Origin of the sequence: Peptoniphilus rachelemmaiella (genome assembly GCF_943169845.1) — a bacterium.
GTDB lineage: Bacteria > Bacillota > Clostridia > Tissierellales > Peptoniphilaceae > Aedoeadaptatus > Aedoeadaptatus rachelemmaiella.
Map to the genome: position 1 here is coordinate 42,680 of NZ_CALPBW010000013.1, position 16,130 is coordinate 58,809.

19 protein-coding genes are annotated in these 16,130 nt (G+C 48.5%); 4 read left to right on the forward strand and 15 right to left on the reverse strand.

What is annotated here, in order from left to right:
- From KO087_RS06685 to rpsB, 6 genes are all read right to left on the reverse strand, one after another.
- Complete coding sequence (locus tag KO087_RS06685; protein ID WP_215508529.1) at positions 1-771, reverse strand: phosphatidate cytidylyltransferase; 771 nt, start codon at positions 769-771, stop codon at positions 1-3.
- On the reverse strand, positions 772-1,485 hold the full coding sequence (gene uppS / locus KO087_RS06690) for an undecaprenyl pyrophosphate synthase (protein ID WP_215508530.1): 714 nt from the start codon (positions 1,483-1,485) through the stop codon (positions 772-774).
- 50 nt (positions 1,486-1,535) lie between these two features.
- Entirely contained in the window at positions 1,536-2,096 is a 561-nt protein-coding gene (gene frr, locus KO087_RS06695; RefSeq protein ID WP_215508531.1) for a ribosome recycling factor, read from the reverse strand.
- Positions 2,097-2,108: 12 nt separating this feature from the next.
- A complete protein-coding gene (pyrH, locus tag KO087_RS06700) occupies positions 2,109-2,816 on the reverse strand; it encodes a UMP kinase (protein WP_215508532.1) in 708 nt (235 codons plus the stop codon).
- Between the two features lie 13 nt (positions 2,817-2,829).
- Positions 2,830-3,474: a translation elongation factor Ts gene (gene tsf / locus KO087_RS06705; RefSeq protein WP_215508533.1), complete on the reverse strand. Its 645-nt coding sequence runs from the start codon at positions 3,472-3,474 to the stop codon at positions 2,830-2,832.
- Between the two features lie 79 nt (positions 3,475-3,553).
- Positions 3,554-4,345 (reverse strand): 30S ribosomal protein S2, encoded by a 792-nt coding sequence (gene rpsB / locus KO087_RS06710; RefSeq protein ID WP_215508534.1) that lies wholly within the window; start codon positions 4,343-4,345, stop codon positions 3,554-3,556.
- A gap of 186 nt (positions 4,346-4,531) precedes the next feature.
- Between rpsB and KO087_RS06715 the strand changes: the two genes are divergently transcribed.
- A complete protein-coding gene (locus KO087_RS06715) occupies positions 4,532-5,758 on the forward strand; it encodes an aminopeptidase (protein ID WP_215508535.1) in 1,227 nt (408 codons plus the stop codon).
- A 94-nt stretch (positions 5,759-5,852) separates the two neighbouring features.
- Here the strand turns inward: KO087_RS06715 and rpmF are convergent, their stop codons facing one another.
- The 3 genes from rpmF to KO087_RS06730 form a co-directional block, all read right to left on the reverse strand.
- Entirely contained in the window at positions 5,853-6,041 is a 189-nt protein-coding gene (rpmF, locus tag KO087_RS06720) for a 50S ribosomal protein L32 (protein WP_077075207.1), read from the reverse strand.
- A gap of 17 nt (positions 6,042-6,058) precedes the next feature.
- Complete coding sequence (locus KO087_RS06725) at positions 6,059-6,502, reverse strand: YceD family protein (protein WP_215508536.1); 444 nt, start codon at positions 6,500-6,502, stop codon at positions 6,059-6,061.
- Between the two features lie 130 nt (positions 6,503-6,632).
- Entirely contained in the window at positions 6,633-7,823 is a 1,191-nt protein-coding gene (locus tag KO087_RS06730) for an acetate kinase (protein WP_215508537.1), read from the reverse strand.
- Between the two features lie 92 nt (positions 7,824-7,915).
- On the opposite strand from KO087_RS06730, the gene KO087_RS06735 reads away from it, so the two are divergent.
- Positions 7,916-9,034 carry a nucleotidyltransferase family protein gene (locus KO087_RS06735; protein WP_215508538.1) on the forward strand — a complete coding sequence of 373 codons (1,119 nt, stop codon included), beginning with the start codon at positions 7,916-7,918 and terminating at the stop codon, positions 9,032-9,034.
- A gap of 30 nt (positions 9,035-9,064) precedes the next feature.
- Here the strand turns inward: KO087_RS06735 and KO087_RS06740 are convergent, their stop codons facing one another.
- From KO087_RS06740 to KO087_RS06765, 6 genes are read right to left on the reverse strand one after another with little or no spacing between them, the layout of a single operon-like run.
- Entirely contained in the window at positions 9,065-9,499 is a 435-nt protein-coding gene (locus tag KO087_RS06740; RefSeq protein ID WP_215508539.1) for an ATP synthase subunit B family protein, read from the reverse strand.
- 3 nt (positions 9,500-9,502) lie between these two features.
- Complete coding sequence (coaD, locus tag KO087_RS06745; protein ID WP_215508540.1) at positions 9,503-9,982, reverse strand: pantetheine-phosphate adenylyltransferase; 480 nt, start codon at positions 9,980-9,982, stop codon at positions 9,503-9,505.
- 3 nt (positions 9,983-9,985) lie between these two features.
- Positions 9,986-10,540, reverse strand: coding sequence for a 16S rRNA (guanine(966)-N(2))-methyltransferase RsmD (gene rsmD, locus KO087_RS06750; protein ID WP_215508541.1), 555 nt, complete (start codon positions 10,538-10,540; stop codon positions 9,986-9,988).
- Positions 10,541-10,585: 45 nt separating this feature from the next.
- A complete protein-coding gene (gene recG / locus KO087_RS06755; protein WP_215508542.1) occupies positions 10,586-12,616 on the reverse strand; it encodes an ATP-dependent DNA helicase RecG in 2,031 nt (676 codons plus the stop codon).
- A 37-nt stretch (positions 12,617-12,653) separates the two neighbouring features.
- The gene (locus KO087_RS06760) at positions 12,654-14,288 is read right to left on the reverse strand and encodes a DAK2 domain-containing protein (protein WP_215508543.1); all 1,635 of its coding nucleotides are present in this window, start codon (positions 14,286-14,288) and stop codon (positions 12,654-12,656) included.
- A 9-nt stretch (positions 14,289-14,297) separates the two neighbouring features.
- Positions 14,298-14,651: an Asp23/Gls24 family envelope stress response protein gene (locus KO087_RS06765; protein ID WP_215508544.1), complete on the reverse strand. Its 354-nt coding sequence runs from the start codon at positions 14,649-14,651 to the stop codon at positions 14,298-14,300.
- A gap of 140 nt (positions 14,652-14,791) precedes the next feature.
- On the opposite strand from KO087_RS06765, the gene rpmB reads away from it, so the two are divergent.
- Positions 14,792-14,983, forward strand: coding sequence for a 50S ribosomal protein L28 (rpmB, locus tag KO087_RS06770; protein WP_215508545.1), 192 nt, complete (start codon positions 14,792-14,794; stop codon positions 14,981-14,983).
- Between the two features lie 56 nt (positions 14,984-15,039).
- Complete coding sequence (locus KO087_RS06775; RefSeq protein WP_215508546.1) at positions 15,040-15,987, forward strand: NAD(P)-dependent oxidoreductase; 948 nt, start codon at positions 15,040-15,042, stop codon at positions 15,985-15,987.
- Positions 15,988-16,130 lie beyond the last annotated feature (143 nt).

Genomic DNA, 16,130 nt, shown 5'->3' on the forward strand with positions numbered 1-16,130 from the left:
CTAAAGTGCGAAGTGGTACAAAATATAAACCATGGGAATGATTAAGAGCATGCTGTCGAAGCGATCCATAAATCCGCCATGGCCCGGTAACAAGTTCCCGAAGTCTTTGATCCCCGTGGCGCGTTTGATTTTCGATGCAAATAAATCGCCGAGCTGTGACGTTACCGAAGCCAGTCCGATAAACAGACCGTGAAGGAAAGTAACCGGAATGTCGGCAACCGCACAGTAGATCAATCCGCAGGTCAACGCGCCGATAACGCCGCCCAATGCGCCTTCCACAGTTTTATTCGGACTGATGGAAGGACAGAGCTTGTGTTTTCCGAAGGCCATTCCCGTTAAATAAGCGAAGGTATCCGTGGCAATGGCTATGACAAAGACCAAGTACAGGTAATTTGTCTTATCCAATGACATGATGGGGAACAAAAAGGTGGGCACATAAATCAGGATTAAGGCTGAAATGCCCATGTCCTCGATGGTAAATTGATCTTCTTTTAAATAATAGAGAATGAGAAAAAATAAGGGAATGGTGAAGGCGACAAACCAAGGCCAACCGCGCTCAAAAACCACAAAGTGAAAGGCACAGGCCAAGAGAATGTAGTGTTCGGGAATTTCCTTCCCCTTGTGTTTAAAGGCGCCGATCAATTCGTGGCACAGCACCAATGAAAAAAACAGCACGGCAAAGTGCAGCACACGTCTGCCGAAAAAGAGAATCGTCCCTAAGAGGGCGAGTAGCACCAAACCCGTTATCGTTCGTTTTAACAGATTACTCAATTATACGCCTCCAAATCGCCGGTCCCTGGTCTGATAATCGTCGATGGCGGTCTTTAATGTGTCCTCCGTGAAATCCGGCCACAAAATATCCGAAAACCAAAATTCCGCGTAGGCCATTTGCCAAAGCATAAAATTGCTGACCCGAAGTTCGCCGCTGGGGCGAATCAATAAATCTAAAGGCGGTTGATTTTTCGTGTAAAGTTCCCTTTCGAATGCGTCTTTGTCGATGGCTTCAACGGCAATTTCGCCGTCTTTCACCTTTTGCGCCAATGCCTTTGCGGCACGAAGGATTTCATCTTGACCGCCGTAGTTTAAGCCAATATTTAATGTCAGCGCCTTATTGGATTCGGTGCGCCGTACGGCACCTAAGACCATGGCCTGCGTCTTTTCTCCCAAAGCCGAGGTGTCTCCCATAATATTAAGCTTCACGCCGTTTTCGTCCAATTCGTCGATGTATTGATCGATGAAGGTGCGCAAAAGAAACATTAAGTTGGATACTTCCTGCTCCGGTCGCTTCCAGTTTTCAGTTGAAAAAGCGTAGAGGGAAAGGTAGGGAATATTTAATTTGTAGCAGGCCCTCACCACTTCTAATACCCGCTTTACGCCCTCTTTATGACCGTAGGTTCGGGGCAAATTACGTTTTTTGGCCCAACGGCCGTTGCCGTCCATGATGATGCCCAGGTGTTTGGGCATGGCTTTTTTATCAGAATCCATAATTTCTCCTAAAAAGAAAGAACCCCCGCAGGGGCCCTATTCAGTTGTATTTAAATTTCAAGTAATTCGTCTTCCTTAGCTTTCGCAATGGCGTCGATAGTTTTGACCGCATCGTCGATGACCTTTTGAATTTCTTCTTCATAATTTTTTTGGTCATCTTCGGAAATTTCCTTGTTCTTTTCCGCTTTCTTAATCAAATCGATGGCTTCGCGACGAATGTTGCGAATGGCAACTTTCGATTGTTCGGCATCTTTTCCTACGACTTTAATCATGTCCTTGCGTCGCTCTTCCGTCAAAGCGGGAATCGCCAGGCGAATCAATTTTCCGTCGTTGGAGGGATTTAATCCAAGATCCGACTTTAAGATTTCCTTTTCAATGGCGGGAATCAACGAAGCATCCCACGGTTGAATGGTCAACAGACGCGCTTCCGGCGCCGTAATGCCGGCAACTTGATTTAAAGGCGTTTGTTGGCCGTAGGCTTCCACGGTAATCCGGTCTAAAAGAGAGGGATTGGCGCGGCCGGCACGAATGGATGCCAATTCTTCTTTTAAGCGATCGGCAGTCTTTTGCGTTTTGCTTTGAACCTCTTTTTTAATTTCGCTAAAATCCATACAAAATCCTCCTTATTCCACACGGGTCCCTAAATCCTTGCCCATGGCCGCATCGTAGAGATTGCTCGATTCATCGATGCCGAAAACAAGTAAGGGAATTTCATTATCCATGCATAGAGAAGTGGCTGTCGAATCCATAATTTTTAAATTCTTGCTTAAAATATCGAAATAAGACAAATTGTCGAATTTCACGGCGTCTTCGAAGAGGTTGGGGTCGGAATCGTAAATGCCGTCGACGCCTTTTTTCGCCAGCAGAATCACTTCGGCGTCGATTTCCGCTGCGCGAAGGGCTGCCGTGGTGTCCGTGGAAAAATAGGGATTGCCGATGCCGCCGGAGAAAATGACCACACGGCCTTTTTCCAAGTGGCGAATGGCGCGGCGACGAATGTAGGGCTCTGCCACCTGCTTCATTTCGATGGCCGTCATGACGCGGGTCACCACGTCCATTTGCTCAAGGGCATCTTGAAGGGCCAATGCATTCATCACCGTGCCCAGCATGCCCATGTAATCGGATGTGGCTCGGTCCATGTCCTTGCTGTCGCGACCACGCCAGAAATTGCCGCCGCCGACGACGATGCAGGTTTCCACACCGGCTTCGGAGATGCGTTTAATTTCCGAGGCGAAGAGCCTGACTACGGAAGAATCGATGCCGATTCCTTTTTCTCCCGCTATGGCTTCCCCACTGAGTTTTAAGACGATCCTCTTATATTTAGGTTCCATGGTCCGGTTCCGATTATTGCATTTGCTTTGCGACTTCTTCTGCAAAGTCTTCGGAGCGCTTTTCCATGCCTTCGCCGACTTCATAGCGGCAGAAGCGACGGATGCTGATCTTTTCGCCGATTTTTGCAATCAGTTCGGTTAATAATTCGTTAACGGTTTTGTCGCCGTCTTTAATGAAGGGTTGATCCAAAAGGACGATTTCTTTGTAGAATTTTTCCAAACGGCCTTCGACCATTTTTTCTACAATGTGTTCCGGTTTACCTTCGTTTAACGCTTGTTCCTTTAATACGGCACGTTCGTGTTCCAATTCAGCTTGGGGCACTTCGTCGCGAGTAACGTATTTCGGATTGACGGCAGCAACTTGCATGGCCATGTCGCGAACGAATTCTCTGAAGTCTTCGTTTTTAGCGACAAAGTCGGTTTCGGAGTTGACTTCGATGAGTACGCCGATGCGGTTGTTATGGATGTAGCTTTCGACAATCCCTTCAGCGGCGATGCGATCGCTCTTCTTAGCGACCTTGCTTAAGCCTTGTTCTCTGAGGATGTCGGCAGCGCGGTCGATGTCACCGTTGGATTCCTTTAATGCCTTTTTGCAGTCCATCATGCCTGCGCCGGATTTGTCTCTTAATTCTTTTACCATTTTTGCAGAAATTTCCATTTTACAGTCCCCTTTCAGATACGAGTTGCACTCTCAAAAAAATAAGAGTTCTAATGGCTCAGAACTCTTATAATTTACCTTATTCTTGTTCTTTTGTATCAGCCGCACTATCCGTGATTTGATTTTCAGTTTCTTCAGATGCTTCAGGCGCTTCCGCAACTTCAGCTTCTTCTTCAGCGTGGTCTTGAGCCCCTTGTTTACCTTCGAGAACGGCATTGGCCATGGTTTCCGTAATTAATTTTACGGCACGGATGGCGTCGTCGTTGCCGGGGATGGGGAAATCCAATTCATCGGGATCGCAGTTGGTATCGAGAATACCGACGATGGGAATACCGAGCTTTTGAGCTTCTTTAACGGCGATATTTTCTTTCTTCGGATCAACGACATACATGACATCGGGCAGACCGTTCATGTCTTTAATGCCGCCTAAGAATTTTTCAAGACGTTCTCTTTCGTGACGAAGGCCGATAACTTCCTTCTTGGGAAGAACGTCGAAGCGTCCGTCTGTTTCCATTTCTTCTAAATCTTTCAGACGGGCAATTCTTTTCTTTATGGTTTGATAGTTGGTGAGAAGACCGCCTAACCAACGTTGGTTAATGTAGAATTCTCCGCAACGCTTTGCTTCTTTTTCGATGGCATCTTGCGCTTGCTTTTTGGTACCGACAAATAATACTTGTCCGCCGTTTTGAGCGGTTTCACGAACGAAATCGTAGGCTTCTTCGATTTTGCCCACGGTTTTTTGTAAATCGATAATGTAAATACCGTTACGTTCGGTGAAGATGTATTTCTTCATCTTCGGGTTCCATCTTCTGGTTTGGTGACCAAAGTGTACGCCGGCTTCAAGCAGGCTCTTCATAGATACTACAGACATATTACCTCCAAATGTTTTTTCCTCCACAGCCCGTATGAGCAAGGCGACCCTTAGGCAACGGCCAAGTTCTGAGGCTGTGTGCGTATTTGTACCGATATATTATAACATGGCCATCAAGGCCTTGCAAGAATCCTTTCCTCTTTTTCGCCGCCGGATTGTGGTATACTTTCAGAAAAAGGAGGAACTATGAATTTCAACGAACAACTAAATGCTTATGCTGAATTATTAATAAAAACAGGCCTTGCTTTGCAAAAGGGACAGGATCTAGTGATCCGAAGCCCCATCGAGGGAAGGGACTTGGTCGTCGCCTGTACCGAAGCGGCCTACGCCCAAGGCGCTAACGATGTGCGCGTCATTTGGTCCGACGACGACCTCACTCTTTTAAAATACCAACACGCGCCCGATGATGTATTGAACACGGTACATGATTTCGATACGGCCTTGTACCGCCATTATATTACCGGCGGCGCCGCCTTTTTGTCCTTCACGGGATCGGATCCCGATTTATTAAAACAAATCGATCCCCACAAGCTTCAAGCAGCTTCTATGAGCCGTTCAAAAGCCATGCGCTTTTATTCCGAAGCCATTATGAAGGATGAAAATCCCTGGACGGTGGCCGGCATCGCCACCAAGGCATGGGCGAAGAAAGTGTATCCCGATGCCGACACAGAAGATGCCGTAAAAAATTTATGGCAGGCGATTTTCGACATGTCCCGCGTCTCTGAAACAACCATCGCCGATTGGAAAGAACACACGACGACGGTGGACGGCCAGGCCAAAAAGCTCACCGAGGCCGCGTACCGCTCCCTTCACTACAAAAACAGCTTGGGAACGGATTTAACGATCACGCTGCCCGAAGGCCATATTTGGGCCGGCGGCGGCTCTACTTTGCCCGACGGTCGCTACTTTGTGGCAAATATTCCTACGGAAGAAGTCTTTACCCTTCCCCTCCGCATGGGAGTCGACGGCATCGTCTACGCCTCCATGCCCCTGGCTTACAACGGCAATGTCATCGATCACTTCTGGTTACGATTTAAAGACGGGCAGGTCGTGGATTTCGATGCCGAAAAAGGAAAAGATGTGCTGGCACGGTTATTGGACACCGATGAAGGGGCTCGCCACTTAGGTGAGGTGGCCCTCGTTCCCTACGACTCGCCTATTTCCAATCGCAACCAATTGTTTTTCAACACCCTTTACGACGAAAATGCTTCCTGTCACTTGGCTCTTGGCAAGGCCTATCCCACCAATTTAAAGGGCGGCGGCGATTTAGATCGCGAGGCTCTTTTAGAGCGAGGCGCCAACGACAGTTTGATCCATGTTGACTTCATGGTAGGTACGTCGGATCTTTCGATTACGGCGACAACATTAGAAGGAGATGAAGTGCCCATATTTGTAGACGGCAATTGGGCATAAAAAGGACCCCGTAAGGTGCCCAAAACAAAACCCCCGGCTTAACCGGGGGCTTTTAAATACAAGAAAAGCTTCCGAAAAATCGGAAGCTTTTTTCTTATACTTCTTCAGAAGTTGCGATAACTTCTTTGCCATCGTAGTAACCACAGCTCGGGCAAATACGGTGGGGCAACTTCGCTTCGTGGCAATTGGGGCACTCAGCGACAGTCGTTTTATTCAGACGATAAGAAGATGCACGTCTCTTGTTTTTACGTTGTTTCGAAGTTTTACTCTTAGGTACTGCCATGTCTACACCTCCCTATCTTATGCTTTTTCATCGAATAGATTTTTCAAGGATTCAAAGGGGCTGATGCCTTCCGATTCACAATGGTGATCGGGATGTTCGTTTAAATCCTCACCACAGACCGGGCAAAGTCCCTTGCAATCATCATCACACAAAACCTTGATCGGCACGGATGTTATCACTTGCGAGAATACTATTTCCGCCAAAGGGAATTCATCCAGAGTACTGACGAGCAGAACATTTCCGTCGTCGTCCTCTTCCCCATTTGTGGTAACGACCACGCGGGATTCACTGTCGATGGTTTCTTCCACCGTCTTCAAACAGCGATCACAGGGGGTTTTAATGTCGTAGGTTACGCGAACATCGACTTCCAAATCGCCGTCGACTTTGTAAATGTCCATATCGTAGTCGACGGGATCCACGAAATCGAGACCGTCCAAATCAAGCGGACTGTCTTCTTTCATCAGCTGACCCTCGACGTGTTTGTGGATGTCACTTCCTTGTAAAAAATCAGAAAATTCTCTACGCAAAGGTATCACCTCTAAAACTGCTGCAAGCTATTATATGACAAGAAATGGTCTCCTGTCAAGGAAATTAAACGAGTTTAGCCGTTTCCATGGCGATTTTCAATTCTTCGTTGGTGGGAATGACCAAAACGGGAATGGAGGAATCGTCGCTTGAGACGACGGCTTCTTTGCCGCGCATGTTGTTTTTATCGTGATCGAGCTTAATGCCTAAGGAAGACAAGCCGTCGATAACCCGTTCTCTCGTGGAAATGGAGTTTTCGCCTACGCCGGCCGTAAAGATGATGCCGTCGCAGTGATCCATTTCAGTTAAATAAGCGCCGATGAATTTGCGGACGCGGTTTTCGAAAATATCCAGTGCCAATTGAGCGCGATCGTTGCCCTTTTCAGCTGCTTCTTCCAAGTCTCTGAAGTCGCTGGAGACGCCGCTGATGCCTAAAACACCGCTCTTTTTGTTCATCACATTGGACATTTCGTCGGTCGAGAGGTTTTCTTTGTCCATAATGAAGGGAACGATGGCCGGATCCATGTCGCCGGTACGGGTACCCATGGCCAAGCCTTCCAAGGGGGTGAAGCCCATGGTGGTGTCGTAGCATTTACCGCCGACGACGGCGCTGATGCTGGAGCCATTACCTAAGTGGCAGGTAATTAAGTTGACTTCATCGAGCTTTTTACCGAGCATTTCAGCGGCACGTCCTGTAATGTATTGGTGGCTGGTGCCGTGGAAGCCGTAGCGACGAACTTTGTATTTTTCGTAGTATTCGTAGGGAAGGGCATAAATGTAGTTTAATGCCGGAATGGTTTGGTGGAAAGCCGTGTCGAATACAGCGACCATGGGGATGTCGCCCATGATTTCTTTGCAGGCTTCGATACCGATAATGTTCGGCGGATTGTGCAAGGGTGCGATTTCTACATTGTCGTTAATGGCTTTCATAACCTTTTCGTCGATGATCACCGATTCGGCAAATGCTTCACCGCCGTGTACGACGCGGTGGCCGACGGCATCGATTTCGTCTAAGCTCTTAACGGCGCCGTATTCGGCGTGTTTGAGAGAATCTAAGACGATTTTAAGGGCTGCCTTGTGATCGGCGAGCATTTCTTCGATGACGATTTCATCTTTGCCGGCTGCTTCGTATTTTACGCGGCCGCCTTCAATGCCGATTCGTTCCGCTAAGCCTTTTGCGAGAACCTTCTTATCTTCCATATCGATTAACTGGTATTTCAAAGAAGAGCTGCCACAGTTAATGACTAAAATTTTCATGTGTTTCCTCCTTAAGCATTTTCATTTTGACCGCAGTTATTATATCATATAATCGTTCTCTATCGAAGAAAAGTGAAGAAAAGGATTGAATCATGCCCTATGCACTTATCGTGGCGGAGATCAACCCCCTCCATTACGGCCATACTTATTTAATCGAGCGGGCCAAAGAAAGCGGCTATGGCGTCGTGGTTTTAATGAGCGCCTCGTTCACGCAGAGGGGCCTACCTGTGGTGACCGACAAGTTTACCCGGGCCCGTGACCTTGTGGAAAACGGCGCCGATGTGGTAATTACCCACCCGGTGCAATCGGCCACTTCCGGCGGCGAGTATTTTTCCTACGGAGCCATGGCCGTGGCGAGTAAACTGCCCCTTGTGGACGCCGTGTTTTGCGGCACGGAGTTCGGCGACGAGACCACCTTTCACGACATTTACAACTACGAAAAAACCGAACAATTTCATACCCGGCTTAGGGCTTTCATGGAGAGCGGCGCATCCTACGCCGCAGCGTACAAGCAGGCCTTGGAAGTGGAAAAAACCTCTTGGGGACAGGTGTTTCAATCCAATGCCCTATTGGCCTACGGCTATTATAAAAGTTTGAAGCAGCTGGCACCGCAGATTCCCCTCGTCATGGTGAAGCGCGCCTGCGATAAGGACCGTATACGCACCGCATCGGCCATTCGCGCCATGAGCGATGTAAGGGAGATGACAGAATTTTGTGCCGGATCCCCGCCTCAGTACAGGGAAACGGAGTTGGCGGACGCTTTATACCGATTTTATCGGGGCCTGTGGCTTTTAACTCCCATGGATCTTTCGTCCATGGCCGGCTACGAAGTAGGATTAGACAAGCGCATACTAGCTTGTATGCGAAAGGCCGCGACTTTTCGCGAATTTACGGAGCTGGTGAAGACCCGTCGCTATTCCCGCTGGCGCATCGCTCGCCTTCTGCTCCACGCTTCTCTCGCTATGGATCAAGAATCCATCGAGGATGCCATGGCCAGTCAGCAGACCTTTCAGGTTTTGGCCTTTTCGGAGGCGGGCAAAAACTACCTTCGGTCTGCAAAACAATCCTCCGTTACTCTTCTTTCCAATTTCAAACAAGTGAAAAAGTCTTCCCCCGATGATCAAAAGTTTTTGGCCTATGAGGAAAAGGCCACGGATCTGTGGAGCCTTTTGACCGCCGGGAAAATGGGGCGGGACTTTCGGGGCTTTTAAGCAAAGAAAAAACGGCGCGAGGCCGTTTTTTTAAAGCTCTTTTCTGTTTTCGTTAATGGTTTTAATCATGTCGGACAAGTGAACTTGGGTGTTTTCCAACATGCTGTCCACGTAGTCGCGAGCCGAAAGACGAATTTGATCCGATTCCAGTTCGGCGCGGTTCATGATTTCTCTGGCTTGTTCTTGAGCGGCGAGGGTAATTTCGTCTTCATTTACAAGCTTTTGTGCTTCCACATGGGCCGCCTGAATGATTTGTTTTGCCTGCATATTGGCTTCGTTGACGATTTCATCCTTGCGATCGCGAATGCTTTGGGCTTCGGCTAAATCTTGAGGAAATTGAGATTCGATTTGGTTTAAAAGTTCATTGACTTCTTCCTTATCGACCATCACTTTTCCCGTCAACGGGATGGTGGAACTCACTTCCAATAAATCTTTCAAATCTTCGATGTAACGCATAACTTCCATAAGCTACCTTCCTCTCACTTTCCTCTTCATTGCTTCTCCTACCACTTCCGGCACAAAAAGCGACGTGTCTCCATTAAACAAAGCCACTTCCCTGGCGAGGGAAGAGCTGATAAACAAATGCTCCTGCGTCGTCAACAGAAAGACGGTCTCCAAATTGGTTCCGTAATTTTTGTTGGCCATGGCGACGGTGTATTCGTTTTCGAAATCCGAATTGGACCTTAAACCCCGAACCACAGTAGAAATGTTTCTCTTTTTCGCATAATCCACCAGGAGTCCTTCGAAGTGATCCACTTCGATGTCCGCCTCCCCGTTAAGCGTTTCTCGCAACAGCGCCAGCCGCTCGTCTACGGTGAAGAAGCCCGGCTTTTTCTTATTATCCAAAACGGCGACGACGACCTCTCCGAAAATGGCTTTTGCCCGTCGGATAATATCCAAGTGGCCGTAGGTGACCGGGTCGAAACTTCCGGCGTAAATAACTTTCAAATCCTAATCACAACTTTCATAAATCCAAATTTTTTTCTTACCATAGGTCTTTTCCCGCACCAAAGCCAAATGCTCGTAGTGGGAAAAAGTATATTCCTTCGGCGCCTCAAATACCAGGCGACCGCCTGAAGACAGTAGCCGATGCGCACCGATGGTTTGGGCTGCGCGGTCGTAAAAATCACGATTCGCATAGGGAGGATCGACGTATATGTAGTCGAATGCCATCTCTTCATTCACGGCAAGTTCGAGGCAGTGCTCGAATGATCCTTCCACTACCCTGCTCTTGTCATTATACCCTGTTATCTTTATATTTTCACGGGTAATTCGAATACTTTCTCGATGATTATCGCAAAACCACGCCGATGTTGCGCCGCGACTTAAAAACTCGATGCCCATATGACCGGTTCCGGAAAATAAATCCAAGACTGAAACCCCGCTAAAGGGGCCGTAGAGGAGATTAAACACATTTTCCTTAATGCGATCTTCCGTGGGCCGTATGCGATCGCCTTTCGGCGTCTTTAATCGTTGTCCTTTTTTCTCTCCCGCAATGACGCGCATGGCCACTTCCCTTCAAATTTTAGCATAATCTCTTTCCTATAACAATTATATCCCTTGGGTTCGCGCCTCGTAGGCCTCCACCGCCTTTAAAAGATCCGGTTCTTCCTCTGCATTGAGGTGTCCGCCCTGTAAGATGGCATCGGCCTCCACTTTGGCGTAGCGCATAATGTCCATGTTCTCGAACAGATCGCCGACGCGAAATTCCACGGTGCCGGATTGCCGTGTGCCGAAGAAATCGCCGCCGCCACGGAGCTTCATGTCTTCTTCGGCGATGTAGAAGCCGTCATTGGAGCGTTCCATAATGCGGAGCCGCTCGTCGGCCTTCAAGCTGTCGTTGGCACTGTGCAAAATGCAGTAAGCCGCCTGATCCCCGCGGCCCACACGGCCCCGAAGCTGATGCAGCGTGGCGAGGCCGAAGCGGTCGGCGTCGTAGACAAAGAGCAAATTGGCGTTGACCACATTGACGCCTACTTCGATCACCGTGGTGGAGATTAAAATCTGCACTTCATTTTTTTGGAAGGCTTCCATGACCCTGTTCTTTTCCTCGGAGGAAAGGGCGCCGTGCATCAGTCCGACGGCATACTTTTTAAAGCGATCCTCGGAAAAATACTTATAGATCGCCTCCGCCGCGTGAAGGGGGAAATCCGGGTTTTCTTCGATGAGCGGGCAGACCACGTAAATCTGTTGTCCGCTTTTTAAAAAGCGCTCCATAAAATCGTAGGCGTTTTTTAAACCCGATTCGTTAATCACCGTGGTCTGTACGGCTTTTCGCCCCTTCGGCATGGTTCGAATCGAGGAGATCTTCGTATTCCCGTACATGACAATGCCGAGGCTTCTGGGAATGGGCGTCGCCGTCATAATCAGACGGTCGCTTTTCGACTGCTTCTCTTGCAGGGCTTCTCGCTGCATGACGCCAAAGCGGTGTTGTTCATCGGTAATGGTGAGGCCGATGCGGTCGCTTTTCAAATCTTCGTTAAACAAGGCGTGGGTGCCGATAATCACGTCGCAGATTCCGCTTTCGAAGTTTTCGCGAATGGTTTTTTTCTTGCTTTCCTTGGTGCTCCCCGTCAAAAGCTCTACCCGCACGCCGAGAGGCATGAACAAATCGAAGGCCTCTTCGTAGTGCTGCTTGGCGAGAATTTCCGTCGGCGCCATAAAAAGGGCCTGATGGCCGGAGGCCACACAAGTGGCTATGGCGAGAAAGGCGATGACGGTTTTACCGCTTCCTACATCGCCCTGCACCAATCGCTCCATGCGGCTCGATGAAGCCATGTCCTTGCGGATATCGTCCCAAGCCTCTTTTTGCCCTCTCGTAAGCTCAAAGGGAAGCTTCGATAAAATCACTTCCGCCAAATCGGTTTTTGCCATGGAAAAGCCCGCTTCGCTCCTGCTTTGGTGGAAGCGTCCCAATGCCAATTGAAAACAGAGAAATTCCGAAAAAATCAAAGACTGCAGCGCCACTTTCGCATCCCTTAACTCTTTCGGTCCGTGAAGCACCTGAAGGGCTTCCGTCTCCGTCATAAGACCGTAGCGCTTCCGCAAGTACTCTGGCACCACCGACGGCAGGGCCACCTCTTTTAGAGCCTCTTGAATAAATTTTGCCGTGGCCTTTTGCCCCACGCCGCCTAATATGGGATAGATGGGAGAGATGGCCAGCGCTTCTTTTCGCTTCGTCTCATCGAAAAATTTCGGTGTGGTAAAGGACAGACGATTTTTGAAAAACTTTGGTTTTCCGAAAATATAGTAATCCCCTCCAAGGCGCAAACTCTTGTCCAAATAGGGCATATTGAAGAAGGTCATTTCCCCTTCCCGGGCCCCGTCGGTAATCACGAAGGTCTGCATGCTCAAGCCCTTTTTTAAATAGCGGCGAGGCTTTTTCTCCACGAGACGAACGTAATAGGTGGCGGGCTTGTCGAAATCCGGATGGGCAAAATCCCGCATCTCACTGCCGTCTTCGTAGCGAATCGGCAACGTGTACAGGAGGTCTTCCACCGTAAATAGGGATGCTTTATTTAATTTTTCCGCAATTTTCTTGCCGATTCCTTTGATCTCTAAAATACTCGAATGTGGTTCCATAGGGCCTCCAATGAAAAAGCAGGCCTGCGCCTGCTTCTCACTCGACTGAAATTAAATAATAATAAATTGGCTGCTCACCGCGCATGATCTCGATGTCCATGTCGGGGAAAGCTTCATCCAAGCGTTCCTCCAAGGCTTCAACGTCCTCGGCGCTTACGTCTTCTCCGGCGTAGAGAGAGACGAAGGCGGCGTCCTCATCCACCATTTTTTTGATCATTTCGATGGTGGTGTCGTTCACGGATTCGCCCTTTGCCAAGATTTTTTTACCGGAAAGGCCGATGTAGTCGCCCTTTTTAATGGCGATGCCGTCCATCTCCGTATCCCGTACGGCATAAGTGACTTGGCCGGTGGTTAAATCGTCTACGGCTTCCATCATGGTTTCGACATTTTCCTCTACGCTCTTGTCAGGCATAAAGTGAATGCAGGCATTGATTCCTTCCGGAATGGAGCGCGTCTTTAATACGGTAACTTCTTTTTCGGATATATCCGCCGCCGCTTCCGCCGCAAGGAAAATATTGCTGTTGTTAGGAAGCACGAAAATGTGTTTCGCATTGACGCGGTCGATGCCGGCCAAAATATCTTCTGTTGAAGGATTCATCGTTTGTCCGCCGGTGACCAAATAGTCTACGCCGACTTGTCGGAAAATTTCCTCGATGCCCTTGCCGGCACATATGGAGACAAAGCCGTAGGGCTTCATTTCTTCAGGTTCCTTCGCATTGGAAGCTTCCACTTCATAGTCGGTAAACAGTCGCTCGGAATGTTGCAGGCGCATATTATCGACTTTAATGTCTTTTAAAAAGCCGTAGTTCAGCGCACTTTGAATGGCGAGGCCGGGATCGTTGGTGTGAACGTGAACCTTAATCATGCTGTCGTCGCCAACGACGATGAGGCTGTCGCCACGGGGAATTAAGTCCGCTTTCAAATCATCGACGTGATTGGACTCGGTGTTCACGATAAATTCCGTGCAGTAGCCGAATTTAATGTCGTCAGTGGAAATTTCTCTCCGTTCGATTTTCTCCTTGCCTTGAGGGGATCCCTCTTCCATACCGCCTAAGACAGCCTCGCCTTTTAAGGCTTTCAGCGCACCTTCCATAATGGTCACCAGGCCTTGGCCCCCGGCATCGACGACGCCGGCTTCTTTTAAGACGGGAAGAAGATTCGGCGTGTTAGCCAAAGATTCCTTTGCCTTCTCCAAGACGGCCTCGCCGAATAAAATTAAATCGCTGTATTTCTTCGCGTGTTTCACGGCGAAATCGGCACTTTCGCGGCCCACTGTAAGGATGGTGCCTTCCGTGGGCTTCATGACGGCGAGATACGTCATTTCCGAAGCGCTTTTCATGGCTGCGGCAAGGACGGGCACGGTGAGGACGTCGTGGCCCTTCAGGCCTTCGGCAAATCCCCTGAAAAGCTGGGAAAGAATAACCCCGCTGTTGCCCCGAGCACCCATCAGTGCGCCGCGGCTCATTTCAGCGGCTAAGGCGCCCAGTTCCTTGGCGTCGGATTCGGTCACTTGTTTCACGGCACTTTTAATGGTCTTCGACATATTGGTGCCCGTGTCCCCGTCGGGTACGGGGAAGACATTGAGATCGTTGACGTGTTCTTTATTTATTTCTAAAAAATTCGAAGCACTGATCAGTGCTTCCTTAAATTCTGTAATCGTAATCTGATCCATACCCTACCTCTAGTTCATTCGTATACCTTCGACCAAAACCTCGATTTGATCGACTTCTAATCCCGTCATTGACTCGATATTAAATTGAACGGTGTCAATAATATTTTGTCCCACGGTAGAAATGCGAATGCCGTATTCGATGATGACGTGCAATTGAATGTGTACCCGTTCGTTTTCAGTGTACACTTCGATTCCTCTGGTTAAGTTTTCAAATTTAAGCAATTGGAAAATTCCGTCCGTGGCATTTTTGCTGGCCATGCCCACGACGCCGTAGCTTTCCATGGCGGAAACGCCCGCAATGGTGGCGATGACTTGATTATCTATGGTAATATTGCCCTTTTCGTTTGGGATCGTAATTTGCATGATTCGTCTCCTTTCCGCTATTGGGAATTACCGTCATTATATCACATAAGCCTCCCGGAAAAAACCGAAGCCTAATTGCATTTTATTTTTCTCTGTGGTAAAATAATTCGAGTTGAAAAAATGTCGGAGGAGGTGTAAGTATGGCAAAAAGATGTGAAATCTGCGGAAAAGAAAAAAAATTCGGTAACTCCATTTCCTTCTCCCATAAAAGAGGAAATAGATCTTGGTCCCCGAACCTTCAACGCGTCCGCGCCGTTGTTAACGGATCGAAGAAAAGAATTTACGTATGTACGCGTTGCCTGAGATCCGGCAAGGTTGAACGCGCCCTTTAATTACGAGTCGATTCTTAGGAATCGGCTTTTTTTATCGCTTTTTTTAGGAGGTAACTATGAAGCTTTTTATTTCCAGTCGTGTACCTGATGAAATTATCCAGCGCTTAGGCGGCATCGATTATAGCTACAACGACAGCAATGTCCCTATGACAAAAGAAGAAATTATCGCGGCCCTTGAGGGAAAAGAGGCTCTTATCTGTCCCCTGTCCGATAAAATCGATCAAGAAGTCATCGACGGCGCAAAGGATCTAAAACTAATTTTAAATTACGGCGCCGGCTTCGACAACATCGACATCGCCTATGCACGTGAAAAAGGCATCGTCGTCTGCAACGCACCGGCCCCCTCCTCCGCCGTCTCCACCGCCGAATTGGCCTTTGCTTTAATGCTGGCACAGGCGAGACAATTGATTCGCGGCGAAAAGGACTTAAGAGATGGCGGCTTCCGCGGATGGCGCCCCACCTATTTCCTCGGCCAACAATTAAAAGGCAAGACCTTGGGTATTTTCGGCATGGGAAATATCGGACAAAACCTGGCGAAGCGCGCGCTGGCTTTCGAGATGAAGGTTATTTACAATTCGAGAACCCGTAAAGAAGCCATTGAAGAATTAGGCGCTACCTACGTTTCTTTCGACGAACTTTTGAAAGAATCGGATTTCATCAGCCTCCACTCCGCTTTTGTTCCCGAACTGAAACACAAATTCGACGCCAATGCATTTAAGGCAATGAAAAACACCGCCACCTTCATTAACGCCGCCCGCGGTCCCTTAATCGACGAGCAGGCCTTGGCCGATGCGTTAAAAGACGGAACCATCGCCGGTGCCGCCTTGGATGTCTATGAATTCGAACCGAAGGTCACGGAAGATCTTTTGCATCTCGACAATGTGACCTTGGCACCTCACCTGGGCAATGCCACCGTGGAGGCTCGCCTGGAAATGGGCAATGCCTGCGTCGATAACTTAGAAGATTTTATCGCCGGCAAAAAGCCGAGAAACCAAGTCAATTAAGTGCAACAAAAAAAAGGGTTCTATGTCAACCATTGGGGAGTCTAGTGAAAACTAGGCTCCTTTTTGTTTTCCTACACACCCTCACTCACTTATCTTTTGAACAAACGAAAAGCAGTTTCGTGCGGAAATGATGAAAGTTACGC

Excerpts from the sequence above, each read along its gene's own strand:
- KO087_RS06760 (WP_215508543.1), bottom strand. The coding sequence starts at position 14,288 with ATGGATCAGATTACGATTACAGAATTTAAGGAAGCACTGATCAGTGCT.
- KO087_RS06775 (WP_215508546.1), top strand. The coding sequence starts at position 15,040 with ATGAAGCTTTTTATTTCCAGTCGTGTACCTGATGAAATTATCCAGCGC.
- KO087_RS06730 (WP_215508537.1), bottom strand. The coding sequence starts at position 7,823 with ATGAAAATTTTAGTCATTAACTGTGGCAGCTCTTCTTTGAAATACCAG.
- tsf (WP_215508533.1), bottom strand. The coding sequence starts at position 3,474 with ATGGAAATTTCTGCAAAAATGGTAAAAGAATTAAGAGACAAATCCGGC.
- rpsB (WP_215508534.1), bottom strand. The coding sequence starts at position 4,345 with ATGTCTGTAGTATCTATGAAGAGCCTGCTTGAAGCCGGCGTACACTTT.
- KO087_RS06725 (WP_215508536.1), bottom strand. The coding sequence starts at position 6,502 with ATGAAAGAAGACAGTCCGCTTGATTTGGACGGTCTCGATTTCGTGGAT.
- recG (WP_215508542.1), bottom strand. The coding sequence starts at position 12,616 with ATGGAACCACATTCGAGTATTTTAGAGATCAAAGGAATCGGCAAGAAA.
- pyrH (WP_215508532.1), bottom strand. The coding sequence starts at position 2,816 with ATGGAACCTAAATATAAGAGGATCGTCTTAAAACTCAGTGGGGAAGCC.
- frr (WP_215508531.1), bottom strand. The coding sequence starts at position 2,096 with ATGGATTTTAGCGAAATTAAAAAAGAGGTTCAAAGCAAAACGCAAAAG.
- KO087_RS06765 (WP_215508544.1), bottom strand. The coding sequence starts at position 14,651 with ATGCAAATTACGATCCCAAACGAAAAGGGCAATATTACCATAGATAAT.
- KO087_RS06740 (WP_215508539.1), bottom strand. The coding sequence starts at position 9,499 with ATGGAAGTTATGCGTTACATCGAAGATTTGAAAGATTTATTGGAAGTG.
- rpmF (WP_077075207.1), bottom strand. The coding sequence starts at position 6,041 with ATGGCAGTACCTAAGAGTAAAACTTCGAAACAACGTAAAAACAAGAGA.
- rpmB (WP_215508545.1), top strand. The coding sequence starts at position 14,792 with ATGGCAAAAAGATGTGAAATCTGCGGAAAAGAAAAAAAATTCGGTAAC.
- KO087_RS06715 (WP_215508535.1), top strand. The coding sequence starts at position 4,532 with ATGAATTTCAACGAACAACTAAATGCTTATGCTGAATTATTAATAAAA.
- rsmD (WP_215508541.1), bottom strand. The coding sequence starts at position 10,540 with ATGCGCGTCATTGCGGGAGAGAAAAAAGGACAACGATTAAAGACGCCG.
- uppS (WP_215508530.1), bottom strand. The coding sequence starts at position 1,485 with ATGGATTCTGATAAAAAAGCCATGCCCAAACACCTGGGCATCATCATG.
- KO087_RS06735 (WP_215508538.1), top strand. The coding sequence starts at position 7,916 with ATGCCCTATGCACTTATCGTGGCGGAGATCAACCCCCTCCATTACGGC.